Annotated in this window: 27 protein-coding genes; 11 read left to right on the top strand and 16 right to left on the bottom strand. The window is 43.5% G+C overall.

Annotation, left to right across the window (positions count from 1 at the left end; all coding sequences use genetic code 11):
- Positions 1-50: 50 nt before the first annotated feature.
- The 3 genes from GC096_RS25685 to GC096_RS25675 all read left to right on the top strand — a co-directional run bounded on the left by GC096_RS25685 (position 51) and on the right by GC096_RS25675 (position 3,311).
- Positions 51-1,010, top strand: a complete 960-nt coding sequence (locus tag GC096_RS25685; RefSeq protein ID WP_246302938.1) for a carbohydrate ABC transporter permease — start codon at positions 51-53, stop codon at positions 1,008-1,010.
- On the top strand, positions 1,007-1,828 hold the full coding sequence (locus tag GC096_RS25680; RefSeq protein ID WP_171634132.1) for a carbohydrate ABC transporter permease: 822 nt from the start codon (positions 1,007-1,009) through the stop codon (positions 1,826-1,828). The genes GC096_RS25685 and GC096_RS25680 overlap by 4 nt, the downstream gene beginning before the upstream one ends.
- A gap of 91 nt (positions 1,829-1,919) precedes the next feature.
- Positions 1,920-3,311 (top strand): ABC transporter substrate-binding protein, encoded by a 1,392-nt coding sequence (locus GC096_RS25675; RefSeq protein ID WP_171634130.1) that lies wholly within the window; start codon positions 1,920-1,922, stop codon positions 3,309-3,311.
- A gap of 105 nt (positions 3,312-3,416) precedes the next feature.
- On the opposite strand, the gene GC096_RS25670 is transcribed toward GC096_RS25675, so the two are convergent.
- Both GC096_RS25670 and desA read right to left on the bottom strand, forming a co-directional pair.
- The gene (locus GC096_RS25670) at positions 3,417-4,016 is read right to left on the bottom strand and encodes a response regulator transcription factor (RefSeq protein ID WP_171634129.1); all 600 of its coding nucleotides are present in this window, start codon (positions 4,014-4,016) and stop codon (positions 3,417-3,419) included.
- A 150-nt stretch (positions 4,017-4,166) separates the two neighbouring features.
- The gene (gene desA, locus GC096_RS25665; protein WP_171634127.1) at positions 4,167-5,234 is read right to left on the bottom strand and encodes a Delta(5) desaturase DesA; all 1,068 of its coding nucleotides are present in this window, start codon (positions 5,232-5,234) and stop codon (positions 4,167-4,169) included.
- Positions 5,235-5,554: 320 nt separating this feature from the next.
- Here desA and GC096_RS25660 point away from each other — a divergent pair, with 320 nt between their 5' ends.
- Together GC096_RS25660 and GC096_RS25655 are read left to right on the top strand one after the other, a co-directional pair.
- Positions 5,555-5,755 (top strand): cold-shock protein, encoded by a 201-nt coding sequence (locus GC096_RS25660; RefSeq protein ID WP_056625586.1) that lies wholly within the window; start codon positions 5,555-5,557, stop codon positions 5,753-5,755.
- 66 nt (positions 5,756-5,821) lie between these two features.
- Entirely contained in the window at positions 5,822-6,052 is a 231-nt protein-coding gene (locus GC096_RS25655; RefSeq protein ID WP_171634126.1) for a cold-shock protein, read from the top strand.
- Positions 6,053-6,224: 172 nt separating this feature from the next.
- On the opposite strand, the gene GC096_RS25650 is transcribed toward GC096_RS25655, so the two are convergent.
- From GC096_RS25650 to GC096_RS25640, 3 genes are all read right to left on the bottom strand, one after another.
- Complete coding sequence (locus tag GC096_RS25650; protein ID WP_171634125.1) at positions 6,225-6,476, bottom strand: hypothetical protein; 252 nt, start codon at positions 6,474-6,476, stop codon at positions 6,225-6,227.
- 73 nt (positions 6,477-6,549) lie between these two features.
- The gene (locus GC096_RS38865) at positions 6,550-6,618 is read right to left on the bottom strand and encodes a hypothetical protein (RefSeq protein WP_312886346.1); all 69 of its coding nucleotides are present in this window, start codon (positions 6,616-6,618) and stop codon (positions 6,550-6,552) included.
- A gap of 38 nt (positions 6,619-6,656) precedes the next feature.
- Positions 6,657-6,914: a hypothetical protein gene (locus tag GC096_RS25640; RefSeq protein WP_171634123.1), complete on the bottom strand. Its 258-nt coding sequence runs from the start codon at positions 6,912-6,914 to the stop codon at positions 6,657-6,659.
- A 562-nt stretch (positions 6,915-7,476) separates the two neighbouring features.
- Between GC096_RS25640 and GC096_RS25635 the strand changes: the two genes are divergently transcribed.
- A complete protein-coding gene (locus GC096_RS25635) occupies positions 7,477-7,797 on the top strand; it encodes a hypothetical protein (protein WP_171634122.1) in 321 nt (106 codons plus the stop codon).
- Positions 7,798-7,846: 49 nt separating this feature from the next.
- Positions 7,847-8,329: a hypothetical protein gene (locus GC096_RS25630; protein ID WP_171634120.1), complete on the top strand. Its 483-nt coding sequence runs from the start codon at positions 7,847-7,849 to the stop codon at positions 8,327-8,329.
- 172 nt (positions 8,330-8,501) lie between these two features.
- Here the strand turns inward: GC096_RS25630 and GC096_RS25625 are convergent, their stop codons facing one another.
- Positions 8,502-8,669, bottom strand: a complete 168-nt coding sequence (locus GC096_RS25625; RefSeq protein ID WP_246302971.1) for a helix-turn-helix domain-containing protein — start codon at positions 8,667-8,669, stop codon at positions 8,502-8,504.
- A 264-nt stretch (positions 8,670-8,933) separates the two neighbouring features.
- Here GC096_RS25625 and GC096_RS25620 point away from each other — a divergent pair, with 264 nt between their 5' ends.
- Positions 8,934-9,335, top strand: coding sequence for a helix-turn-helix transcriptional regulator (locus GC096_RS25620; protein ID WP_171634119.1), 402 nt, complete (start codon positions 8,934-8,936; stop codon positions 9,333-9,335).
- 17 nt (positions 9,336-9,352) lie between these two features.
- On the opposite strand, the gene GC096_RS25615 is transcribed toward GC096_RS25620, so the two are convergent.
- The 7 genes from GC096_RS25615 to GC096_RS25585 all read right to left on the bottom strand — a co-directional run bounded on the left by GC096_RS25615 (position 9,353) and on the right by GC096_RS25585 (position 18,193).
- On the bottom strand, positions 9,353-10,042 hold the full coding sequence (locus GC096_RS25615) for a metal-dependent hydrolase (RefSeq protein ID WP_171634117.1): 690 nt from the start codon (positions 10,040-10,042) through the stop codon (positions 9,353-9,355).
- A gap of 122 nt (positions 10,043-10,164) precedes the next feature.
- Positions 10,165-11,472 carry an ABC transporter substrate-binding protein gene (locus tag GC096_RS25610; RefSeq protein WP_246302937.1) on the bottom strand — a complete coding sequence of 436 codons (1,308 nt, stop codon included), beginning with the start codon at positions 11,470-11,472 and terminating at the stop codon, positions 10,165-10,167.
- Positions 11,473-11,550: 78 nt separating this feature from the next.
- Positions 11,551-13,140 carry a response regulator gene (locus GC096_RS25605; RefSeq protein ID WP_171634116.1) on the bottom strand — a complete coding sequence of 530 codons (1,590 nt, stop codon included), beginning with the start codon at positions 13,138-13,140 and terminating at the stop codon, positions 11,551-11,553.
- 9 nt (positions 13,141-13,149) lie between these two features.
- Entirely contained in the window at positions 13,150-14,991 is a 1,842-nt protein-coding gene (locus GC096_RS25600) for a sensor histidine kinase (RefSeq protein ID WP_171634114.1), read from the bottom strand.
- Between the two features lie 53 nt (positions 14,992-15,044).
- On the bottom strand, positions 15,045-15,857 hold the full coding sequence (locus GC096_RS25595) for a carbohydrate ABC transporter permease (RefSeq protein WP_171634113.1): 813 nt from the start codon (positions 15,855-15,857) through the stop codon (positions 15,045-15,047).
- Positions 15,858-15,870: 13 nt separating this feature from the next.
- Positions 15,871-16,791 carry a carbohydrate ABC transporter permease gene (locus GC096_RS25590; RefSeq protein ID WP_171634112.1) on the bottom strand — a complete coding sequence of 307 codons (921 nt, stop codon included), beginning with the start codon at positions 16,789-16,791 and terminating at the stop codon, positions 15,871-15,873.
- An 85-nt stretch (positions 16,792-16,876) separates the two neighbouring features.
- Positions 16,877-18,193, bottom strand: coding sequence for an ABC transporter substrate-binding protein (locus GC096_RS25585; RefSeq protein WP_216626254.1), 1,317 nt, complete (start codon positions 18,191-18,193; stop codon positions 16,877-16,879).
- Positions 18,194-19,141: 948 nt separating this feature from the next.
- Here GC096_RS25585 and GC096_RS25580 point away from each other — a divergent pair.
- Positions 19,142-20,125 carry a 2-hydroxyacid dehydrogenase gene (locus GC096_RS25580; RefSeq protein WP_171634111.1) on the top strand — a complete coding sequence of 328 codons (984 nt, stop codon included), beginning with the start codon at positions 19,142-19,144 and terminating at the stop codon, positions 20,123-20,125.
- A gap of 393 nt (positions 20,126-20,518) precedes the next feature.
- On the opposite strand, the gene GC096_RS25575 is transcribed toward GC096_RS25580, so the two are convergent.
- From GC096_RS25575 to GC096_RS25565, 3 genes are all read right to left on the bottom strand, one after another.
- Positions 20,519-21,745 (bottom strand): 3-keto-alpha-glucoside-1,2-lyase-like domain-containing protein, encoded by a 1,227-nt coding sequence (locus GC096_RS25575; protein ID WP_246302970.1) that lies wholly within the window; start codon positions 21,743-21,745, stop codon positions 20,519-20,521.
- An 80-nt stretch (positions 21,746-21,825) separates the two neighbouring features.
- Positions 21,826-22,158 (bottom strand): hypothetical protein, encoded by a 333-nt coding sequence (locus GC096_RS25570; protein ID WP_171634108.1) that lies wholly within the window; start codon positions 22,156-22,158, stop codon positions 21,826-21,828.
- 349 nt (positions 22,159-22,507) lie between these two features.
- Positions 22,508-23,602: a threonine aldolase family protein gene (locus tag GC096_RS25565; protein WP_171634106.1), complete on the bottom strand. Its 1,095-nt coding sequence runs from the start codon at positions 23,600-23,602 to the stop codon at positions 22,508-22,510.
- A gap of 105 nt (positions 23,603-23,707) precedes the next feature.
- Between GC096_RS25565 and GC096_RS25560 the strand changes: the two genes are divergently transcribed.
- Both GC096_RS25560 and GC096_RS25555 read left to right on the top strand, forming a co-directional pair.
- Entirely contained in the window at positions 23,708-24,007 is a 300-nt protein-coding gene (locus GC096_RS25560) for a Rieske (2Fe-2S) protein (RefSeq protein WP_171634105.1), read from the top strand.
- Between the two features lie 702 nt (positions 24,008-24,709).
- Positions 24,710-25,768, top strand: a complete 1,059-nt coding sequence (locus tag GC096_RS25555; protein WP_171634103.1) for a Gfo/Idh/MocA family protein — start codon at positions 24,710-24,712, stop codon at positions 25,766-25,768.
- Position 25,769: the final 1 nt, after the last annotated feature.

The raw sequence follows: 25,769 nt of genomic DNA, 5'->3' as shown, positions 1-25,769 counted from the left end.
GTCTAGTAACGAAGCATACATGTTTAATAATGTTCATGGAGGAGCTTGAAATGAATGCAATAGAAAGAGATTTACCTCATGCAAGAAAATCGAAAACAACCGTAAAAGCAGCGCATCCACGCAAGGCAGCGATCAGCCAGAACTGGGCAGAGACGATCCTTGGTTATATCTTTTTGTTTCCCTCTCTTCTGCTATTTGCCATCTTTTTGTTCTATCCCTTGATACAAACCTTCTATCTCAGCTTACACGAAACCGATCCTCGAGGCAGGGTTGCTGCTTTCGTAGGGCTCGATAATTTCACAGCGATATTCACCTCTGAACGATTCTATCAAAGCTTAGGCGTTACAGGCCTATTTACACTACTAACCGTGCCTACAGTTATCGTAATTGCACTCATGCTCGCCGCATTTACGCATAATCAGCTCAAAGGCATGCGAATCTTTCAATTCATTTTCTCACTACCGGTTGTTCTATCTGTTGGAACTTCCGCTGTGATCTGGATGATGCTGTTTCACCCAAGTGTCGGCATGTTGAATTATTTGCTTCAGCAAGTTGGCTTAGAACCCGTAGCATGGCTGACTGACCCGAGATGGGCACTGCTTTCTGTTTCGATGATGACAGTCTGGATGAATCTCGGCTTCACCTACATCGTCCTGCTCAGTGGGCTTCAAGGCGTTCCTGATGAAATCTATGACAGCGCCAAAATCGATGGATCTGGCCCCATTCGTACCTTTGTGCAAATTGTCCTGCCATTGCTTTCACCAACGGTATTCTTCGTCACGATCGTGTCCATCATTGGTGCTTTTCAGTCGTTTGGGCAAATTCATATTCTGACCAAAGGGGGACCTGTCAACTCCACAGATGTACTTGTCTACTCCTTGTATCAAGATGCATTTATTAACTTCCGATTCGGTACAGGCAGCGCGCAAGCACTTGTCCTTTTCACCATAATCCTAATTTTCACTGTCATTCAGTTTAAAGTGTTTGAAAGGAAGGTGCACTATCAATGATCACTCGTTTGCAACAAACCTTCGTCTACATCCTATTGATCATCTGCGCCGCACTTGTTCTATATCCCATCTTCTATACGTTCTCATCTGCATTTATGACACCTGAAGAAGCGTCCGCCTATCCGCCTCACTTCTTGCCTAGCAGCTTTTATCTCGGTAGTATCGCCGCTGTCTTCAAACTTGTACCCATCACCAAATTTGTTACCAATAGTCTAGTTGTATCTATCGTGATTACTCTGGGACAGCTGATTACATCGAGCATGGCCGCCTATGCCTTTACCAATATTCGCTTCATTGGCAAATCCTTCTTCTTTGCGCTCTTCATGGCTACCATGATGATTCCCTGGGAGGTCACCATTATTCCCAACTATTTGACGGTTAAAAAATGGGACTGGCTCGATAGCATGCAGGGGCTAACCGTTCCATTCCTAGCGACGGCCTTCGGTACCTTCCTCCTGCGGCAATTCTTCCTACAACTGCCCAAAGAGCTGTTCGAAGCGGCACGTATCGATGGCTGCGGACATTTTCGCATGTTCCTCCGAATTTTGCTTCCACTCGGGCGTCCAGCCTTGGCAACGCTAGCTGTGTATGCCTTCTTAAATGCATGGAACATGTATCTATGGCCGCTGCTCATCACGAACAGCGAAGCCATGAGAACCGTGCAAATTGGCATCGCAATGCTGCAATTCGAAGAATTGACCGTATGGAATTTGGTTCTTGCAGGTGTAAGCATCGTCTTGCTGCCATCCCTTTTATTGCTCGTCCTCGGTTTAAAGCAATTCGTTCGCGGACTCACGGCCGGTGCTGTGAAAGGTTAATCCATCCTTTGATGGCCTCTCTGTTCAGCTCCTATGCTGAATCAGATTTCCATATATTTTAGAAAAGAGATAAGGGAGAGAAACGAAAACTATGAAAACATTGCCAACGAAAAGCTCCATCCTTGCTATGACTGCAATTATGGTGCTGTTAACTAGTGCATGCGGCAAAGCAGAAACAACGACTTCAGGCAGTACGACAGAAAGTAAACCAACAGCAAGTGCCGCTGCAGCGGATGTCAAAAAACCAACTGAACCTGTTAAAGTGATTTGGTGGCATTCGATGAGTGGAGAGCTTGGCAAAGCCGTCGATAAATTAGTAGCAGATTTCAATAGCTCACAGAAGAATGTACAAGTCGAAGCTGTATTCCAAGGTACGTATGATGAAAGTATCAACAAAATGAAAGCATCGATGGATACCAAAAGTGGTCCTTCGCTCATTCAAGTTTACGAAATCGGCTCCCGCTTCATGATCGACTCTAAAGCCATTACTCCTGTTCAAAAATTTGTGGATGCCGATAAATTTGATCTTACTCAGCTTGAAGAGAACATTCTGAATTATTACAAAGTCGATGGTAAACTAAATTCAATGCCATTCAATACTTCAAACCCTATCTTGTATTACAACAAAGATATGTTCAAAGCTGCCGGTCTTGATCCTGAGAAACCACCAACCACGTACGAAGAAATTGCAAATGCCTCTAAAGCACTAAGTAAAGATGGGAAATCCGGTTCTTCTTTTGCGATCTATGGCTGGTTTATGGAACAATTCTTCGCTAACCAAGGTGTTGAATTCCTTAATAACGGTAATGGCCGTACTGCTGCTGCAACTGAAGCCCTGGTTAACAATGAAGCCGGTGTCAAAACGCTAACCTGGTGGAAAGAGATGGTCGACAACAAAACGTCCGCCAATCTTGGCCGCAAAACAGACGATACGAAAAAAGCTTTCTTAGCAGGCCAAATCGCCATGACTTTGGATTCCACTGCTTCTCTTCGCGGTATTGTAAGCGGCGCTGAAGGCAAATTCCAAGTAGGTACAGGCCCGCTTCCGAAACCATCGGATGCCAAAGAAGGCGGCGTAGTTGTAGGGGGAGCGAGTCTTTACATCTTGAACAATAAGTCGGAAGCTGAGCAACAAGGCGCATGGGAATTTATTAAATTTCTAACGAATCCGCAAACACAAGCATGGTGGAACGTAAACACAGGCTACTTCCCAATTACGAAAAAAGCCTATGATGAACAAATTATCAAAGATAATCTTACGAAATACCCGCAATTCCAAACCGCAATCGATCAATTACACAAAACAAAAGCCAACACAGCAACGCAAGGTGCGGTTATGGGTGTATTCCCAGAAGCTCGTCAAATCGTCGAAACAGCGATCGAAGAGGCTCTGACAGGCAAAAAGGCGCCAAAGGATGCTCTGGATAGCGCAGCTAAGAGTATTACAGAGAAAATTGGTGCTTATAATAAAACCGTGAAATAGATAATCCAGAAAAATAAAGTTCACTAATACAAGATACCCATAGAATGAACACCTTTTTTCAAAGTGTCCATTCTATGGGTATCTCTTTTACCATTTTGAGGCCTGTCATTTGAACCATCCCTTCTCTTTGAAACGCATAAGAGCCTCAATTCGGTTACTGACATTGAGCTTATCGAGAATAATAGAAATGTAGTTGCGAACAGTACCGCTTGTTATATACATCTGATTAGCGATTTCCTTGGTATTTTTACCGTCAGCGATCAGGTTCAGTACCTCCTTTTCCCTCTCGGTCAAAGGATTTTCTTCCTTATAAGTCTCATCTACCAGCTCTGAGGCATAGATTCTCCTGCCTGCCATCACACTCCGAATCGAGGTAGCCAATTCCTCGCTTGGGCTATCCTTCAACAAATAACCGTTGGCACCTGCTTTCACCGCCCTTTCAAAATACCCGTAACGGGCAAACGTGGTCAATATAATGACTTTGCAACCCAATCCCTTGAGTTCCTCCGCTGCATCTAAACCGTTCATTATTGGCATCTCGATATCCATGACACAAATATCTGGCTTATGCCGTTTAACCAGTTTGATAGCATCCTCGCCATTGCTTGCTTTCCCAACGACCTGCATATCCTCTTCCAAATCAAGTAAGGATGCAAGTGCACCCAACAGCATCCGTTGGTCCTCAGCAATCACAATTCGAATCATTTCCGCACCTCCCTTTCTGGTGGTATGATGGAACGGACTAAGATCGGTGTTTTTGTGAAAAATTTGATACCACTTTTGCAAAGTCCGTTTAGCCTCTTTTACTTCAACATAGATTTAATATTTTCGCACAAATATGAAACGCTGTGTTTATTACCCTTGTAAGCTCGATTTACGGACTTTTACTTTTATTTTGTTAGCCAAAAGATCATGCTCATTTTCCTTAAGGTGCACCTGTTTATAATTTTTATAACCGACAAATGTTTTGTTATGCTCATCCCATAGACGGAAATTTAGCGACTTCAAACTGGTGCCGATTGTAATGGTTGTTGCTTTTTGAAGTGGCGGCGTTGCATTATGCGCTTTTTCCAAATTATAATTTGGCACTTTCGGACTCAAATGATGGACATGATGAAACCCAATGTTGCCAGTGATCCATTGCAGAAGCTTCGGCAGCTTATAATAAGAACTTCCTTCTACCGCGGCTTTCACATAACTCCACTCATCTTCCTTCTCGAAGTAGGAGTCTTCGAACTGATGTTGCACATAAAACAGCCAGATTCCCATTAAGCCAGCTACGAACATGATTGGAGCTTGGATCAGAACAAACGACTGCCATCCAATTAGCCAGATCAGTCCTCCATATAAAGCAAGGATAGAGACATTTGTCATATATGTACTAATTCTTTCCTTGCGTCTTGCACCTTTCGTATTAAAGCGGTTCGTAAACAAGAACAAAAAGATGGGACCTAGTCCGAACATAATAAATGGATTCCGATATAAGCGATAAGCGATACGAACCCATACGGAAGACGCCGCATATTCGTCGACGGTAAGCACCCACATATCACCTACTCCACGTTTCTCGAGGTTGCTGCTCGTTGCATGATGGATAGAATGACTATTCTTCCACTGCTGATAGGGAAAGAGTGTAAGGATACCTGTAATCGTACCAATAATTTCGTTAGCTTTACGGCTTTTGAAGAACGATTGATGGCAACAATCATGGAAAATGATAAAAGTTCGTATCACGAAACCGGATGCGATGATCGTAATCGGCAGCGTGATCCAATAGGATAGAGATAGGCTTAGGTACGCAGCAAACCATAGAAAGAATAAAGGCCCTAAGGTATTAATTAGCTGTTTGATACTAGCCCTCGTATTTGATATTTCATAAGGGGCAACCTGCTTTTTTAAGTTTGTTAGTATGGATTGTGTCATCGTATAGTTCCTCCTCGATATGGTGCGCAGGACATGTTAGGGAATATCAGTTGTAGTTTCCTATCTTCATTATAGATATCGCTTTCAATTCGTTGCAGTCATAAACATCATATAGATGGTATGACATATGTCATATAGGATAGGGAGAACCAATATAAGTTTGCTTATCATACTTTTGTGTGCTATGATTGTTGAATAAACGGATTTGACATAAACTCACATATTGAAAAAGTGATCATTTGTGTAATGGTACCTTTTTCAATGTGTGATTTTTTTTGTTTAAAAAAACATGTTAATAACAATTTGGAGGTAATTAGTTTATGGAAACAGGAACAGTGAAATGGTTTAACGCAGAGAAAGGTTTTGGATTTATTGAAATGGAAGGCGGAAATGACGTATTCGTTCATTTCTCCGCAATCCAAGGAGATGGATTTAAATCCTTAGACGAAGGACAACGCGTAGAATTTAATGTCGCTCAAGGCAACCGCGGTCCTCAAGCTGAAAATGTTGTAAAACTGTAAATCACAATGAACTGTCCTTAACAGTAGTTAAGGGCAGTTTTTTTATTAGAAGGAGGAGTGTAGATAATGTATTTTCGAAGAAAATCGATTGAGGATCTCATTCAGGAAGACACGAAAGTCTGGGCATGTAATAATGAAGATTGTAAGGGGTGGATTCGGGACAATTTCTCCTTTGAATACGTACCAACTTGCCACCAATGCCTTTCTCCGATGATTAGCAGTTTGAAAATGCTCCCTATCATTTCTAACTCCAATAAGAATTTGAAGGCTCTTCATAAAGGCAGACTGATCTCTTAGACATAAAGCATTTATATCACCGCTTTTCAATACACAACAAAACCGATGCTCCCAAGGTTAGGAGACATCGGTTTTTTCTGATTTTCAAGCGATATGGATAAGATACCCATTGTCATTTATTATTCTAACTTTCCACCCACAAGTTAGAGAGTTAGAATTGAATTTCAATCTTTTAGAGAAAAGGATTTCTCATTAGTTCAGACGCCGACATGGCGCCTATTTGTTTTTCTAATCCCGTACTGTCAATCACATTTTGTTCTAAATATGGATTTTGAATAACTGCATGAGTGGAACTATCGTCTTGTTCTTGCAGTACAATTATGAATCGCCCTTTCCCGGGAAGAACAAATTGGCATATAGAATTCTCTTTGTTCATGTTGGATATCTGTAGCATTACATCTTCTATCGATCGAACTTCCTTCATATGAATCACCGCCTATTGTAAGATCATGATTAAGGATTACAAGGTCCTTCTATCGTTATACGTGTTGTAACTCCTACGGATTTACTCCTGCCGCGAATGGACGAGCGCCCACAGGAACGGTAGCAATTACCGTATTGGTTATTCCATCAATAACAGAAACATTACCATCATCTTGATTTGTTACATAAATACGATCTCACTATTAAAATTTGCTATATAAATGAGATTGGCTGATATGTATCCGGCAGGTCCTGTTGCTCCTGTTGCTCCAGTTCCACCTGTCGGGCAGCATCTCCCATGGTGACAATGATGGTGCCCATCATCATGAAATTCGATTTCAATCTTATTTCCGTTGTACAGTTTTATTTCTACTTCCTTAACTTTTTTCCAATAGATGCTTGCCAGAAATGCCACGATTTCCGTCTCTCTTTCATCCATGTCTTCGTCTTTATCCAAAGATAACTCAGATTTATCCCCGTTAGTATTTTATTTCTATTTCTTTTATTTTTTCGATATCTACGGACTCAATAGCATTCTCGACTCTTTTATATTTTCCCATTAATCGTGCACCTCCTTTATAGGTGTTCTTATTTCCAAATAAAATTTTAAGTTGTTTCTCCTCGTTTACAGTAGTCTGCTATTTAATTTCTACTATCTCTATTTACTATTATATGACTGCTATCATATTTTGATTGGACAAACCTGCACGATCTCACTTTTCTGTAAATAAAAAAGCAAACTCCTTCAATGTCATCATAAAAACCCTCCCAAGTGTAAGTTATCTCTAGCGTTGCTAGAATTGGGAGGGTTTAATCTTAATGCATATTGTTGGGCTATCTTTTCCCGCTTGAGGCTGTCAAATCGCCTCTCAATGTTACGTACTAATCTATCGCTGATCGTTGTGGAAAATGAGATAAAGGTCCAAGCGGGCAATAGATTACAACATAGTATAAAAAGAAAGGAAAATGCTTGTTTAAATCTTTTAGAGAGGAGTAATAGAATGCTAAAAACTATCAAAACTCAGGAAGATATGCTCAGTATTTTTAAAGGTTTAAAGGCAGCGGTTGCGGATCACGCTCAAAATATTGCAACAATCATAGAGCCGATTTTCAACGCAGTTAGCACGTATAAAGACATAAATTCGCACATAGTTTTAACGTCGAACGGCGGCCTATTTCGATTGAAGGGTTCCCTCTACCGTCTCTCTTACCATAATAACCAAATCCTTCTCGTTGCCAGTGACCAAAAAGATACGATCATTGCATCATTTGATAACAATTCTTCCGTTGCGGATGTAGACACAGTATTTAGACAGCTGTAGCCGAGAGAATCATGACCGAAAATAAAGGTGTGAGAAAGGAGTGAGTGAAATGTCACATAAAAAAGTGTTTTTGACGAGCAGTACTTTTCATGTTCCAGATCAGAATCCAAACGGATTGGAAAATGATCGATTGGTCATTACCTTAACCAACTCCAACGAAAAAACCAGAGAAGCGCATGTAAAGGTATACTATTATGATGTGCTTAATACTGGGTTTACTTCTACCCCTTTCCAATATCAATCACAAAAAATATTACTTGTTGATTTCGGCAAAGTCATTGTCAATCCCAATACCTCCTTGCATTTGGAAACGCAGCTTTTGGCAAGCAATCGTATGTATCTTCGTATTACGGCTAAGGGTGATTTTAAAACGGATGATAGCCGCGCTTCTTTAGGGAAACTTGAAATTAGCTCCGTTGCCGGACATGGCAATACGTTACTTGAAACTACTGTTGAGGAGTTTTTCCCTGGTTTAGATTCGGCGGACCCAGTTACCTTCTTCCGTTTTAGCGATTACATGGCGCATGATTAATTTATCAACGATATAAAGAAGGTAGCCAATCTACATGGGTCGGCTGCCTTCTTGCAATAAAATAACAGCCTTTTTATCAATCCCAAAGCAACTAGGCGATGAGGAGTCATCCTTTGCGACAAAATAGAAAACCGATGCTCCCAATTAAGGGGGGGCATCGGTTTTCTGTTTTTCAAGCGATGTTGATCTGAAAAAGCTCCTCTAACTCCATCTCTAGCACTTCGCTTAATCGCTTAGCGGTTGATGGACCCACAGATTTAATCGACCGTTCCAGTAAACTTATGTACGCGTGGCTCAGGCCAGAGTGCCGTGCCAGCTCTCGTTGCGAGTAACCTTTCATGACCCTTGCCTTAATGAATGCATCTGTTTTGGCTTTAATTTGAATATGCATCGGCGTTGAATGTCAGTCCCCCATCCTCACTTCGTCCTATTAGAAGTATACCGCAATTATTCACTAATGCAACAATTAAAGTTTACATTAGTAATCAAATTTATGAGCATACATGTATTAGTAGGAACGAAACTCATCATTGTAATTACTATAGTAAACTGGTAGTATTAAAACGTTTACTAATGTTTACTTTACGAGTGAGGATGAGCAGGTATGTACTTTTACGATAAATTACGAGATATGCGCAAAATGAAAGGCTTCACCATCCGCGAGCTAGCTGATCGTTCAGGTGTGTCCGCGGCGTACATCTCTCAACTTGAGAATGGCAACCGCGGAATCCCTTCTCCCGACGTCTTGATGAAATTATCTGAGGGGCTTAACACGTCTTACTCGGAGCTGATGGATATTGCTGGTTATCTCGAGTCCTCCCAGGCGAACCAACAGTTTGAAAGCAATCCGGTTAATCTGCGGCGTTTTCTTCGTGAAAATGAGCTCATGTTCGATGGTTTTATCCTAACGCCTGAAGATAAGGAATGGGTGGAGCGCATGCTCACCGTCCTATTCTGGAAAGAGCGACAATCGAACAAAAGCACCGAAAGTGAACCCTCCTCATGAAGATTCCATCCACTCGACTACAGTGTTATTTGTTGCCCCGGTGACATCACGATTCCTTTGATACCTTCTTCTTCCAGGTTTGCAACAAAGGCGTTCGGATCTTGTTCAATCACTGGGAACGTATTATAGTGCATCGGGACAACAGTTTTGGCCTTCAAATATCCCGCTGCGATCACGGCATCTTCCGGTCCCATGGTGTAATTATCCCCGATTGGCAGAAAGGCCAGATCAATTTCGTTCATTTTGCCAATCAGCTTCATATCTTTAAATAACCCCGTGTCCCCTGCATGATAAATGGTTTTCCCTTCTACCTTTAGCAAGAATCCACTCGCTATGCCTGTATAGATGTTTTCTTTGGTGCCTGGCGGATTATAGGAAGAATCGTGTAAGGCTAGGGTCAATTTGACTTTACCAAAAGGAAACTCATAAGCCCCGCCGATTCCCATCCCGTGTGTTTTTGCCCCTTCGAATCCCAAATATCTGGCCAAATCGTTAGGAGCAATCACAGTTGCTTCATTACGCTCTGCGATGGATAGCGTGTCCCCAACATGATCCCCATGTCCATGTGTAACAAGGATATAATCGGCCTTGATGTCTTCCGCTTTGACCGTTGCTTGCGGATTACCGGTAAGGAATGGGTCAATAATCAAGGTGTGTTGCTTCAAGCGAATTTCGACACAGCTTTGTCCATGGAAAATAATGTTCACTTATTTCAGCTCCTTTGGGTTAATAGGTTCATTTTATCATAGGTATCTTTGCGAATTAAAATTCTTCCATACGATACAAATATCCCCTCCCGGAAAGTTCGGAAAGGGGACATTTATACAGCCTAATTGGCCAACACGCTATTCATTTTTTTCTCTAGTTGCACGAGCCCTTCCTCCGGATCCATGCCACCCATCACGATACTTTGAAGCTCCTCTGACAATGTGGTAAACATCGTTGCATATTTATCCGTTTGTGGCGCAAATTTGACGCCATGCTGTGCTTCGATAAAAAGCTTCCGATAAGGCAATTGCTTATACGCCTGGCTTTGAAGAACAGCTCGATTGGCGGGGACATGTCCGGCTTGGCCCCATAACATGGAACCTACCTTGGAGAAATAAGACATGAATGCCATGGCCGCACGTTGTTTATCCTTCGATACATAAGTAGGAATGACAAGTGTATGCGAGCTCCCCCATTGCATCGAACTGCCGAATAGAGCTGGAAGCGGCATGATCCCTGCGGGAAGGGATGATTCATTTAAATGATAGCCTGCCTCCCAGACACCACCCATCCATAGCGCCGCTTTGCCATTATGAAAGGTGTCCCATGGAGCCTTATCGTTCACATCAGAGAGCTTGCTTGCATAGATCTGTTGATAAAATTTCAACACACGAAGTGATTTTTCATTATGGATATTGACTTTCGTTTTGCTCTCATCCAATAGTTCCCCGCCTGCTTGGTAATACATATTGAGGAATGGTTCTTGGAAATACGGTGTATTGACAGCGAATGGCTCGACGTCTGGTACTTTAGCTTGAATCTGTTGCAACATCTGAATGAATGCCTCCGGCGTTGAGAGCGCCAGCTTAGGCGTTTCATCGTCATTCAACAAGCCCGCTTTTTTCAAAATAGCCTTATTGTAATATAACATGTGAAAATGCGTGTCTAATGGCAGCGCATACGGCCTATTCATGAAGCTCACACTTCGAACATTGCTCTCCTCTAAGTCCCTGAAATCAAATCCAACCTCACTCGCCAAATCGTCCAATGGCATAATTTGCTTCGCCTTTACGAATGGTGACATTCGGTCAACATGCGCAACAGCTACATCCGGACCTTTGCCCGAAGAAAGAGCTGTGCTTAGCTTCACATAATATTCGTTCGATTCCAAGCGAAGCTGCTTTACGTAGACGTCCTTCTGCGAATTATTGAAATTTTGAACAATACGTTCTACGAACTCTCCTTCACCACCGCCAAATGGATTCCAGAACGAAATTTCCATAGGCGCTGCTGTGCTCGCTACGGTTTTCTTGTTCTCAGCTCCCTGCTTCTGGTGATTGGACAGAAGGGAGCATCCCGTAAGTACGATACTGAGCGTGCAGATACATCCGATTCCAACACTGCGTTTGATCTTTCTTTTATCTAACAATCCGATCCCCCCTTTCCCCACACGCCTGACAATGCACAACTCCTCGGTAAGCGTTTGCAATCAAGTTTATGAAGACATTTATGATTTTTCTTCTTTGGCTCGAACACGATATTCCGATGGGGATAGACCTGTTATTTTCTTAAATACTTTCGAGAAATATTTCGGGTCTGGAATGCCTACCAAATGGCCAATATCCGCTGTCTTGAGATCACTTGTCAATAAAGTCATGGCTTTCTCGATGCGAATCCGCGTCAAATACTCCAGAAAGCTTTCTCCCATTTCCTTTTTGAACAAGTTGGCAAAATAGTTTTTACTTAAGTGCACTAAACTGCTGATCGATTGCAGCGAAATCTCTTGTTGGTAGTACTGCCCGATATACTGCGCTGCTTTAATAATGCCGTTGCGATCACTGTTATACACGCCGATCATATGCCGAACGAGTTCCTCAAATGCTTGCAGGAACCAAGCTTTACTCATCTGAATCGTCTCTAATTTGGATAATTGCTCATAGTACTGTTTCTTTAATTGAAGGATGCTTTGCTGATCACTTGCCACCTCTGACCATAGCGTCGTGAGTAGAATTAGCAGCTCCAGTGAAATAATTTCCACGAGATCATAGTCTTTAAGCGCTGTTAGCTGTTCGAAAATATCTTCCAAGTAAGCTTGCAGCTCTTTCGTTTGAAAAGCATACACCATCGAATGAATATGCGTTGTGCTCACTTTAATATTATCCGCCAACTGACTTGGCAGAGGCACATAATCAACACCATACAGAATCGCTCGTTCAGGGCCAATGAACATTTTATATTTTGCTGCGGCTTTCGCTTGCTCGTAGGCTTGATGCAGTCCTGACCAATTGGACGTACACATACTAACGCCTACTGTACACGACATGGCACAATGATCCTTGAGATAGAGAACGATGGATTGTACCCATGTCTTCATCTCAGACAAACCAGCAGCCTTCATTTCCCTTGCAAAAAGAAGTACGTTCATTTCCCCTTGCCGATCTGGAAAAGCTTCAAAAGCACACTCTGAGGAGGAGGTCGTATTCTCTTCAGCAATCGCCTTCCGTATCAAAGCTTGCCCTTCCTCAACACTCTGCGCCCACTCATTCTTCACGATATGAAGCACATATAAGGGTAGCTGAACGTCGGAGAGTCTTAAACTTTCTACGATGTGTTGGCTCCGAGCGGGGTCCATTTCTTCAAGTAGCTCTAGCATCCGTTTTTCTCTGATGAGAGGCTCAAGGTCACTCACCACAGGCTTCTGATCACTTGTTGGAGACGCTGCTAGAATCGACTCCTTGACTCGCAGCAGCGTTTCCTCCAGGTCACGAGGCATCATATCTGATTTGATCATATATTCGGAAACCCCATTGCGAATCGCTTCCTTCGCATATTGGAAATCTTCCAAATTGCTAAGAATAACTATTTTCATATGAGGAAAACTTTTACGTACTTCCGTAATTAACGTGATGCCATCCATAACGGGCATTTTGATATCTGTGATGAGAATATCAGGTGGGTTCTCGCGGATCAACGCCAAGGCTTCTTGCCCATTCGCTGCTTCACCGCTCACCGATAAGCCAAGCTTCTCCCATTCAATCATTGAGCGAATTCCGAACCTCACGATATATTCATCTTCCACAATCACAACACGAAACATGCTCTTCACCTACTTCATTTCTGGAAGTCGGATACGAATATGTGTACCCGCTCCAGGTTCACTTTGAATGTCTAAACCATAAGGCTTCCCACAAATGAGTTTAATTCGTTCATCCACATTCGCTAAGCCAATCCCGCTTACTTTATCAACGGAGGGAGCCACATGTCGATTAAGGCTTTGAACAAGGCTAGCATCCATGCCACGCCCATTATCCACGACCTCGAAGCGTACTCCACCTTCCGGAAGGAGGCCACACCGAATATGGATTTCACCTGTTTCTCTATCTGTAAAAGCATGAAGAATGGCATTCTCTACAATGGGTTGTAGGATCAGCTTCGGTGTACGATACGTACGCACTTCTTCGTCCAGATGAACGAACGTCTCGATATTAAAGTTGAATCGGAACTTTTGAATACCCAGATAGCACTGCACATGCTCGATTTCTTCTTCGATGGTTACCGTCTCTTCGCCTTTACCTAAGCTAATCCGCAACAATCGGGAAAGGAGACTGACCATTTCAGCCGCATGATTAGCTTTCTGCAGGAGCGCCGTCCATTTAATAATATCCAGTGTATTATACAGGAAATGCGGATTAATTTGCGCTTGCAAAGCCTTCAATTCCGCTACTCGCTTATGGTTTTGTTCCTCATACACCGTTTCCAAGAGACCATCAATCCGTGTAACCATGTAGTTAAAGTTTTCGCCCAAAATATCGAATTCATCATTGCGACGCTTGGCTTTGAAACGGACGGTAAGATCACCGGACATGACTTGACGCATCAATCGAATCATTTTCAGAATCGGCTTGGAGATTGAATTTGCCAGCAAGATTGCCGTCAAAATGGAAAATAAGATACAAATGAAAGCGATCACCAAAATAATTTGCAGCAACCGATTCGAATCTTTGTACAGCGATGCCTCCGAAATGACATTGACGACGATCCAGTCGTTTGTATGCAGCTTTTTATAATTCACAATCAATCTTTCACCTTGATATTTCAGTGGAAACACGGATTCGTCCATCGCCCCACGAAACATTTCTGTGTACCCGTCTTCGCCTAGCACTTCTTTCACACTTTTCCCCAATACACGACTGTCTGGGAAAGAGATGATGTGTCCTGAACCATCAATAACGAAACTAGCTATATCCATATTACTCTTGGTCGTTCGAGCACCGATTTCTTTCAGCACATCCTCGCGGATGTCCAGTACAGCAATGATCCCAACAGGACTATCGTCCGACATTTTGTATATTTGCTTGGCGAGTGAGAAGACGTGAACATTTTGCGTGTTTAGACTGTCCACGTAAGTTCCCAAACGCGTGGAAAACCACCGAAAATTGCTCCCATCCTCCAAGGTCTGCAGGAATGGGGATACCTTATCCAAAGACCGATCATTCCATCTATAAATACCTTTGATAAAATGCTGCGGTGAAAGGAAAGAAATCGATTGTATATCCTGATTAATCGCAATAATCGTCGATAGCTTCGTAGTCAAGGATAGACTATCTAGATCATATTGATCAGGATCTGTGCGATCCAATGTGCGCAGCATGGTGACAATATCGTTGTTATTGACGACCTGCATCATCATATCTTTATAGATGCCTAATCTCGTGTCGATATTCTCTGCGGTCTGCTTCAAAAGTTGTTCCGAGTATTCCGTTACTTTATTGTTAATCGTTGACTTCGATATCGAATACGAAATAAACCCCAAAGCAAGCAGGGGCGTTAGCGAAAAAAGGAACAGCAACAGCATCCACTTATAGCGAATGCTGCTCGTCCATGTATACATCCATGAAGGAATTCGTTTGTGGCGTTGTTGCGTCGCAACATCTGATGCTTGGGTCATCGTTGTAGCAACCCTTTCCGGGACGAGAATCGACATGCCGTCATGCTGCGAAATTAACCTTTTATCCCTGACATTGCCACCCCTTGCACAATTTGACGCTGCAGGACAGCAAACACCAGAATCGTTGGAATTGCTGCAATGGCACTTGCTGCCATGATCAGATTTAAGGACATCGTATTATTCGACAAAAATGTCGGTAGTCCTGCTGATAAGATCATGTTCTCTTGCGAGGTAATGGATAAATACGGCCACAAGAAATTGTTCCACGATAAAATAAAGTAGAAAATCCCGACAGAGAACATGGCAGATCGAGTAAGCGGGAGACAAATACGATACCATAATCCGAAATTTCTACAACCATCGATTTGTGCTGCCTCGATATAATCCTTCGGGACGCCGTCCATGAACTGCTTCAAGAGCAGGATGCCGATTGGATTCGTGAGCCCAGGTAGAATAATCGCCCACATGTTATCGATCAGCTTCAGATGAAGCGTCGTCTCGTAAAGTGGGATTAGAATTGCTTCCGTAGGAATCAACAAGCCCGAAACGATGACCAGATAGAACAAACCTCTGGACTTGAAAGGCAGCTTCGAAAAGGAGAAAGCCGCTAAGGAGCTGAAGATGAGTGAAATAAGGGTTGTCAGCACTCCGATAACTGCGCTATTCCACGTCCATCGCAAAATCTGCGAATCTTTGATCACCTTCGTATAATTATGCAGATGCAAATCCGAGAGATTCACCCAGTCACTTAGCCCGGAGACATTTACGCCGTCCGGTTTCAAAGAAACAATTAGCATCCAAATCAATGGAAACATAAATAAGAGGGCCAGTATCACGGCGATGATGTTAATTGCGATTCCTTTCATTATTCAACCTCCGTCAATCTTTTCTGTCTGTTAATTTGAACTGTACAACGGCGAGGATCAACATGATGACACAGAATACGATGGATTGAGCCGAAGCAAGCCCGAACATATCCTTTTTGAACCCCGTAACATAAATGTAGCGAATCATGGTATTCGTGGAGTCCCCTGGACCTCCGCCGGTCATAATCTGTACTTGCCCAAACAACTTTAAACACGAGATAATTTGATAAAAAACTTGTATTTGCATGACTCTCGACAAACCTGGGAGCGTAATATGAATGAATTGCTTCCAAGCGCCAGCGCCATCTATTTTCGCAGCTTCATAATGATCCGTCGGAATTTCTTGTAAGCCAGCTAGGAACAATACCATGACGAAGCCTACTGACCACCAATCGGTTGTAATCGTAATCGCCCACCAAGCGAAATGCTTATCCGTCAGCCAGTGAATGTCACCAGGTAAACCAATGAGTTTCAAGAACGCGTTAATCGGGCCATACTTTGAGTCGAACAGTCGGAGCCATATGAAACTGATGACCGAGACAGACAGTACATAAGGTAGGAAAAACATGGAACGAATGAGCGTTCGAAAGCGGAGATTCTGATTAATCAGCAAGGCTAAAATAAGGCCTAGGACGATAATAGTCGGGGTACAAATGATGACAAAGTAAATCGAGTGCCACACATATAGATAGAAATTAGAATCACTGAAAATCTTTTTATAATTCGCAAAACCAACATACTTCTGCATCCCCTGAATGCCCCAAACGTGCAAGCTCATCCAAGCACCTCGACCTACAGGCCACAGATAGAAGATGGCAAAAGGGATCAGAAACGGCAGCAGATATAGCAGCGCCTTCATTTCCAAAGCTATTCGTAACGGTTTACGTTCGCGGAGGACCCAAGTCCGATCACGCTCACTTACTTTTGTCTCCATTGGCTCTTCTCCTTGTTTCTTTCTATAAAGTTCGGGTGGAGCCCCGTTAACTTGCGCGGAAGCTTCACCCGATTCAAGCGGACGATTAATTGGTCAAAATATCATTGATTTGCTTATCTAAGCTTTTCAAGCCGTCTTCCGGTGATTGCTTACCGAACAGAATGTTCTGTAAGGACTCTGAAACCGTTGTGATAATCGTTGTGTATTTATCTGTTTTCGGTGCGAATTTCACGGTTTTCTGAGCTTCGATAAAGAAATTACGGTATGGCAGCTTTTTATACTCATCACTTGTCGTTACTGCGCTGTTCGCTGGAACGTGTCCGGCTTGACCCCACGTTTTGCCACCTATCTCGGAGAAGTACTTCATGAATTTCGCGGATGCTTCTTGTTTCTCCGTTGTTACATAAGACGGGACGACGAGCAAATGGGAGCTTCCCCAGTGCGTTTGGCTACCGAAAATCGCAGGCAGCGGCAGCGCACCAATATTCAAAGCTTTATCGTTTAGTAATAGTCCCGCTTCCCACACGCCTCCGAACCATAGGGCTGCTTTCCCGCTGTGGAAGGAATCCCAAGGCGTTTTATCATTGAGATCGCTGTATTTGTTTTTGTACAAATCCATATAGAACTTAAGGACATTCAATGCTTTCTCATTGTTAATCGCGGATTTCGTCATATCCCCATTCAAGATATCGCCGCCTGCTTCATAGTACAAATTCAGGAATGGCTCTTGGAAATATGGTGTATTCACGGCTAACGCCTGCACACCAGGTACTTTCGCTTGAATTTGCGCTAATGTTTTCTTAAAGCCATCTGGCGTCAAATCTCCAAGCTTCGGCGTGCCATCGTCGTTCAGCAGCTCAGCTTTCTTAAGCAAATCCTTGTTGTAATAGAACATATGGAAATGTGTATCTAACGGTACGGCGTAAGGCTTTCCGTCATAGGAAACGCTTTTGATATTGGAATCTGACACTTGTTTCAGATCAAAACCAACCTTGCTGGCCAGCCCATCAAGCGGTAGAATTTGCTTGGCTTTGACGAAGGGAGATATCCGATCCACGTGAGCTACAGCTACATCTGGCCCCTTCGAAGAAGAAAGCGCTGTGCTTAGTTTCGCATAGTACTCATTCGATTCTAGGCGCAGCTGTTTCACGATGACTTCCTTTTGGGAATCGTTATAGCCTTTAACAATTTGATCTACGAAATCTCCTTCGCCACCGCCAAACATATTCCAAAAAGTAATCTCCACTGGATTCGCTGCTTTGGTTGTCTCTACGGCTTTCGTTGTCTCCGCAGCTGCCGTCGTTGTGGTTTTGGTATCGCTTTCTTTTGTGCTCGAGCAGCCTGTCGCTACCATAGCAAGCGCAATACTTGCGGTAAGTAAACTTGTTAATTTCTTTTTCATTGTGATGAACAACCCTCTCTCATTCGGTTTATGTTAGAAGCGAAAGCCCTTTCACTCAGATGTAAGGGCTTTCCTTGGTTCTAACTTTACAAGGAATCGCTCCGCGTCTAAACCGATAAAACCGTCAACTTTAGGGAACAAACGTAAGAACTCCGCAGACTGCATTTTGGTAACAAGGTGACGATATTACGATTGGAGGGGTGAATCGTACGTTGGATGCGGATGTGTGGCATGATGCGGGAGGGGGTTGGGTTGGGTTGGGTTGGGTTGCCGCCTAGCGAGCGACGTTTAACTGGAAAACATACAGCTAATTCGAGTGAAAAGGACGAATATTTGATAATAAATGGAAAACATACAGGTAATTTTCTCGGAATGACTCCAATTATCGAAATTCGAAGAAATTAGCTGGAGGAAATCCAGTTATTCCGTAAATGAGCCCAAATCGGGCAAATTTAGATACAGAAAATCCAGTTATTTCGTCGGATGGCTGCTGCAACTAACTCTAACTACGTCTACTTTTACTATTTTCACTACCCTTCACCACCCTTATACTACTTTTATCTACTACTACAACTGTCTACTCCTCCATCTCATTCACCTTCTCCATACTCCCCATCAACTCAACTCATCTCTTCCCTAACCTTAACTTGAACTAACTAGATCTACTCAACAGCAATGTCAATTTATGAAGAACTCTATTCCAAATGTTAGTGTGCTGCATCTCTAGTGGTCTGGTAGATTTAAATATATTGTTCCAATAAGTTTAGTTATATAATAGAACAGACTATATAAAGACTACTTTGGCTAGTCAGATCATCTTATGGTCAATAAAGAAGAAAAAGTGCCTAGTCGGGACTGTAACCCGCTATTCGAATAAACGCGTTATCTCGGCACTTTAATAATCGCATGCAAAGAATATTCAAATGTGAAACTCAAGGAGGAATACTCATGTCGACCAAGCCCAAAATACTCGTTACCCACAAATTACCGGAAACCGTTCAGGATTATTTAAACCTCCATGCTGATTGTACGTTCTGGAATGAGGAAGGCAGTATGCCTCGGAGTGTCATCTTAGAAAAAGTCTCGGATGCGGAGGGAATTCTTGGAGGAACAATTGACGAGGAACTGTTAAGCTTCGCACCACGACTTCGTGTAGCGAGTACCTCTTCAGTTGGGTACAATCATTTTGATCTAGATGCAATGAGAGCCCACGGTGTAATTGGTACGCATACACCGTATGTGCTGGACAGCACCGTAGCCGATCTCGTTCTTGCGTTGATGCTAAGTGCAGGACGAAGAATTGCAGAACTGGACGCTTATGTGAAACAGGGGAAATGGCAAAAGGGTACGAGCGGTACCGAATTATTCGGTGTGGATGTTCATCATTCGACGCTCGGTATTATTGGCATGGGACGGATTGGCGAAGCGATTGCCCAGCGGGCTGTGTTTGGCTTCGATATGAACCTGCTGTATCACAGTCGCAGTCCAAAAAAAGAAATAGACGAGCGCTTCAATGCCCGCTTCTGCGAGCTGGATGAGTTACTACGTGAGTCCGACTACATCGTTGTGATGACGCCTTTAACTCCAGAGACGAAACATCTGATTGGCGAGGAGCAGTTTAATCTAATGAAGTCATCAGCCATCTTCATTAATGCATCTCGAGGAGCAACCGTAGACGAACAAGCGCTGATTAAGGCGCTTCAGCAAGGAAAAATTCGAGGAGCCGGTCTGGATGTTTTCGATATCGAGCCAACTCCTGTGGATAATCCGTTGTTGCATATGCCGAATGTGGTCACTTTACCTCATATCGGCTCGGCGACGGCAAGAACTCGTAATGACATGGCTGAACTTGCAGCCAAGAATCTTGTGGAAGCTCTGAACGGTGGTCGGGCCTACGTTGTGCAGGAACTAAAGGATTTGGTTCCGAATTAACATATAGTTAAGTAGGACCTGAGGCTCTGCCTCAGGTCCTTGGTATTAACTTAATGTTGCTAGGTAATCAGGCGAGCATATTCCCAAAACAAGAGAGTATCGCGAAAAGAGATTAGTTGATTTTCTAACGGACGTGACAGCCTCTATTATCTGAAAATGAGGCGTTTTTGATTTTTAACGGACACCAGAGGCGTTATTGACTTATTTTCGTGCCAACATGTGTGACAAGAGACTGAATAGCAGTCATGGTGGCCGTTACATTTGGAATTCCTGCTTTTTTCATCAAATAAGAGCTCTCCTGTCCATTAAGCAGATTCCACAACTCCGCCTGACTTCCTATACGCCGTTCATTCTCCGTATCCCCACTATCCCCTGCACTCAGGAACAAGCAAGTTAGTTCATCGATATATTGTCGAAACTCACACTATTCCCGAAGCCACCACGTACCCCGATCGTCCCACTTACAAATGTTGTATCGGTAAAGTTAATTTTTGGCGTGGCCATATCGCCTACGTACACCTTCATATTCCCTTCATTGACTACGATCTTCATGTGATACCAGGTGTTCGTGCTGATCGTTGTACTGACAAGCCCCAGTTGCTTCCAGTTATTGTTAAAACGACCTAACCACACTTGCCCCGCCGAATCAATCCCCGCTGCATACCCTTTCAAACTATCCGTCCCCGTCGTTGGATTCGTCACATTAAAAATAAGACTGCCCTGTCCCGTGTTGTTAAGCTTAATATCACCTTCAAGGGTATAATTGCGTTTGGATGGATAAGGGGTAAGTATCGATTTATCTCCGCTCGCAGAAGTTACATTGTAGGTTCCCCCACTAATTGTCCAAGTTCCTCCATAACGAACCCACCCCGTATCATTGGATGCAAAATCATTCGAATACGTACCCAACAACGTGCCAAACTTCACCTGCACATTATGACCACCGCCAGTTCGGTTAACCGAATCAATGAATGCAATTTCGTTTGAAGCTGTTTGATACATAGCGGACCAGAACGAGTTGCCAAAAGCTGTCGTATCATTGGTATACCAGGAATTGCCGTAATCATTGGAGATGGAAAGCACATTGGCGTTCGACGTGAGTAGAACTCTGCCATCCGTCAGTGAAAGCAGATAAGGACCACCTTGTTGACTTGGTACTTGCGTGCCGATACCGCTTGCCCACGTTTTGCCATCACTGCTTTTCTTCGTGAACACATTACAGCTTTGCGTACCACAAACCTCAAAGGTCACGATATACTGGCCATTGTTCATTTTTTGCCATACCGGCATACCAGGCCGTGCTGCTGCATTGCTTGGATCCCAAGCAACATAAATCTCACTTCCCCAACTAGCGCCGCCGTTCGTAGAAAGCTTCTCCGAAATAATTTGACTATACGATGGACTCTCCGTCACATGCTTTTCGTTCGCATACATCACAGCCAGCGTGCCGTCGCTCAAAATTTGCATATGCGGCTCGTACACGCCTTTATCTGGATTGCCCAGTGTACCAGGAGCACCCGTTTTCTCATCGATGGTACTTAGATAGCTCCAATTTGTGCCACCGTTCGTACTTTTGTACACTTTTAACTGATAAGATTCCTGCCAACGCACCGATCTCATCGCCAACAAAATATCACCATTCGCCAACTGCGCGAATTGACCGTTATCCAGATCACGTCCATCTTCCCATAGCGTTGCCGCTAAAGACCACGTACGACAATTATCTGTGCTGAGGAATACCTGTAATCGCGTACCCCCCAGGATACTTTGGTATAACCGTTATTATCATATATGGCTGCAACTGCTAACCAGTTCCCATTGGCAAGCTTGATCATACGCGGGTATTCCGAACCGAAAGTACCTGGACTAATCCCACGTACGTCCGTTCCGGCATCTGTAAACGTATTGATATTCGTGATCGTGACGGAAGCCCCCCAAGTGATCGGCCCATTCGCAGCAAACGCTGGAAGTACGCCGAATATCATCATAATACAGGCCAGACTGAGTATCAAAGCTAAGCTCTTTTTGAACATATCATTTCCCTCCAATAGTGTAAGTAATTACGACCATTTGATTATCTGGCGGTCTTTGCAAGGTGTCCCTCCCCCTGACCATGAGATCCACAACGAAATGTAAGGGCTTACCTTTTGAAGTATACCGATTCTTCACGAGCATCAACACCTACAATCTGACGGACTAAGGTGACAAATGTTACGATTTTATTCCTATTCAGTGACACCGATCTACCCACGTGGAGTACAAAGTTACGATGGCTTCAAATTAGCGTTCCATAGCAGCAAATAGCGCACTGTTGTTCCGCTTCGTCAAACCAAGCAGAACAACAGTGCGCTATAAGTTACACTTTATAGGTAAATCGGGTCACTATCCCTCCCGCAATCCTGCGTCCAACCGCTCAAAGGCCAGCTTCAGCTTATCCTTCGGAATTTGCGCGAAAGCATCGCCAATACTTATCTCGAATGAACAGATCCCCTCACCGGACTCACGTAGATAATGGATCAGCCCTACATCCGTTTCCGCATACAACCCAACTAGGATCGGCTCGAGCTTCTCTTTGGGCATCGCTAGATGAACGTGAAACATATTCGTAACGGGTACTCGCGGCAAGGTAGTCACGAGCGGACAGCTATTAAACAGCGCCGCAAGCGCCACCGCTTCTTCATAGTATTGACCCATCTTCGGCTCACGTTGCTTGAAATAGTAGCTCGCGCTAAGGTAATACGGATACAGGCTGATCAAATCGCCGCCATGCCGCCTTTTCCACACCTTCGATTTCGCCGTAAACGCCTCATCCCCAGCCAGAATCGCACCTGCAATACCGCCAATCCCTTTGTAGAAGGAGATGTACACACTATCGAAAAGCGCACACAGCTCTACCGCAGACTTCTGATAAAAAGGCAGTACTTCGTACAATCTCGCACCATCCAGATGAAGTTTGATTCCATGAGCACGACAATATGCCGAAATCGCAACGAGCTCCTCGAAAGGCGGCAGATCACCACCAATTTCACGCTGAGGTAGCTCAATCAAGAGACATGCGATTTCTTCTTTGAGCTCAAGAATCTCATCCAGTTGAATTAAACGATCCTTCTCGCCGAGCAAAATCGATTCAATCTGGTGCAGCTCCTTCAAGCCATCCTCTTCATGGATTTCCAAATGACTTAACGGATGATACGCAACCTTGCGGATTCCCTTCTCATCACACCAAATTCGTAGGGCAATCTGCTGCGCCATCGTCCCGCTAGGGAAGAACACAGCCTTCTCTTTACCAAGATAAGCGGCCATCTCCGCCTGAAAGCTCTCTATACTTTCGCCAGTTCCATAAATATCACTCTCAAGCTTGCCGTCCAGTCCATCTAAGGCCTCTTTTAAAATTTGAATATTTCTGCGGCCGTGCCCACCTAGGGGATACGAGGTTTGGCGAAAGGCTGCTGCTAGTGGAGATAATGTACTACTCATGTGGATCGTGCTCCTTTGTTTTTGCCATCTGCTTAGAGATCTTTGATGTCGTTTGGATTATAATGAAATTAATGAAGAAATCCCCTTGTGAAAAGGAGCATCCCCATGAATGAAATCCTGATTGGTTCTAAGGATCAGTTTACTGCATACCCGTCCGAAGTGAAAGTGAATGGCAAGCGATTCTTTCTAACAGAAACTGATGGTGCCTATACGTTGCTCTCCAGTCGATGCCCACACGCCGGTTATGCAGTCGAACTTGAGAATGGCGAATTGGAATGTCCGCTGCATGGCTGGACTTTTGAAGCGCACACAGGCCGTTGCCACAATGTTCCTAATGCAAGGCTTCAACCCTTTGATGTCATCGAAAAAGAAGGTCTTCTATTCGCATTGATGGACCTGTCTTAACTGTATATTTTACCAATGGACAAGCTATACTATGGGCTGTTATTATCACCTGTTGCCGGCTATCACTGCTTGCTCTCATTCCCTATTCCAAAAGACACCCTTCTGCCTCCAGGGCTTAAGGGCTTTTTGTCATCCACAAATAAAAAAAAACAAGACCTATATCAAACGTTCTGGTACGATGCTTCATTTACCGAATCGATTTTTAGCATTGCTTTAATATCCTGCAATGGTGGTTGACCAAACAGCATTCGGTATTCCCGATTGCATTCTGACGGACTTTCGTAGCCTACAGTTAATCAGCCGTAGTTGCCCCTCCATCTTCGTTGGGCTTGTTCGCTGGTTTCGTATTGAAAGATATCTTGTCCAAGATAACGATTCTTTGTCCCTTGGAGAATTAGACAAAAGGAAGAAGTCAATGCATCTTGACTCCACAATGCATCGTGACTGCATCTGACAATGAACAAGAACGCTACCAGGCTTGGCGTCAGTTATTCTTCCTGAACTAGATTGGGTAACTTTTAAAATTATAACAACATTTTACAATTATTAAGCTTTGTGGAATTATCATATTGCTTAAATTGATGCTCAAATTTTATTTCAAAAGACAAATTGAGATAAGCATATAAACAAATTATCACCTTCCATAATATTATCGAAATGCTACAATTAATTTAACAAAATCAAATTTAGGAGGCACTCATATTGTCCAAAATCAAGGTTGCCATCATTGGATGCGGTTCGATTGCTAATGCTGCACATATCAAATCATATCTGGCCAATCCAAACGCCGAGATTATGTATTTCTGCGATCTCATTCAGGAACGTGCTGATCAAGCTGTGATAAACAGCGGCTGTGGAAAAGCAATTACTGATTACCATATCGCGCTGAATGATCCAGAGATTGAAGCAGTATCTATCTGTACACCGAATCATGTTCATGCGGCTATCTCCATCGAGTGCTTGCGCGCAGGTAAGCATGTGCTTTGCGAGAAGCCAGCTGCACGTACTTATGCCGAAGCACTAGAGATGCAGAAGGTCCAGCATGAGACAGGACTTGTATTAAACATCGGTGTTGTGAATCGTTTCAATACAGGAGTTAATTTGATCAAGAAAATGATCGCGAACGGCGAGCTTGGCGAATTATATCATGTATATGTCAGTTTTCGCTCCCAGCGTTCAATTCCGGGACTAGGTGGCGCATTCACCACCAAAGCTATTGCAGGGGGCGGCGCTTTAATCGATTGGGGTGTCCATTTCCTCGATATCGTCATGTACTGCTCTGGTGATCCGATTCCTAAAACAGTTTCCGGTCAAACTTACAGCAAATTGGGCTTAGACATACCAAATTATTCATATCTGAATATGTGGGCTGGTCCCCCGAATTATTCCGGTACCTATGATGTGGATGACTTCGTTACAGCAATGATTAGAACTAAGGGTCCGACGATTACGTTAAACGGTGCTTGGGCGCAAAATATCGGTGTAGATGAGATGTACATCGACTTTCTAGGGGATAAAGCCGGAATTCGATTGCAATATGGTAATGATTTTAAAGTTTATGGGGCAAAAGATGGCATATTGCTGGAAACATCACCTTCCTTTAAGTCCGTAGATATGTTCCAAAACGAGATCGACTCGTTCCTCGACTGTATACGTACCGGCGAGAAGTTGCCTTCCCATATTGATACAGTGATCCTTTCTTCCCGTATCATCCAAGGCATTTACGATTCATCCGAATTAGAAAGAGAGATTGCATTGTAGC

Source organism: Paenibacillus plantarum (genome assembly GCF_013141695.1).
In the GTDB taxonomy this organism is placed as follows: Bacteria; Bacillota; Bacilli; order Paenibacillales; family NBRC-103111; genus Paenibacillus_E; species Paenibacillus_E plantarum.
This window is presented reverse-complemented; position numbering and strand designations above follow the sequence as displayed.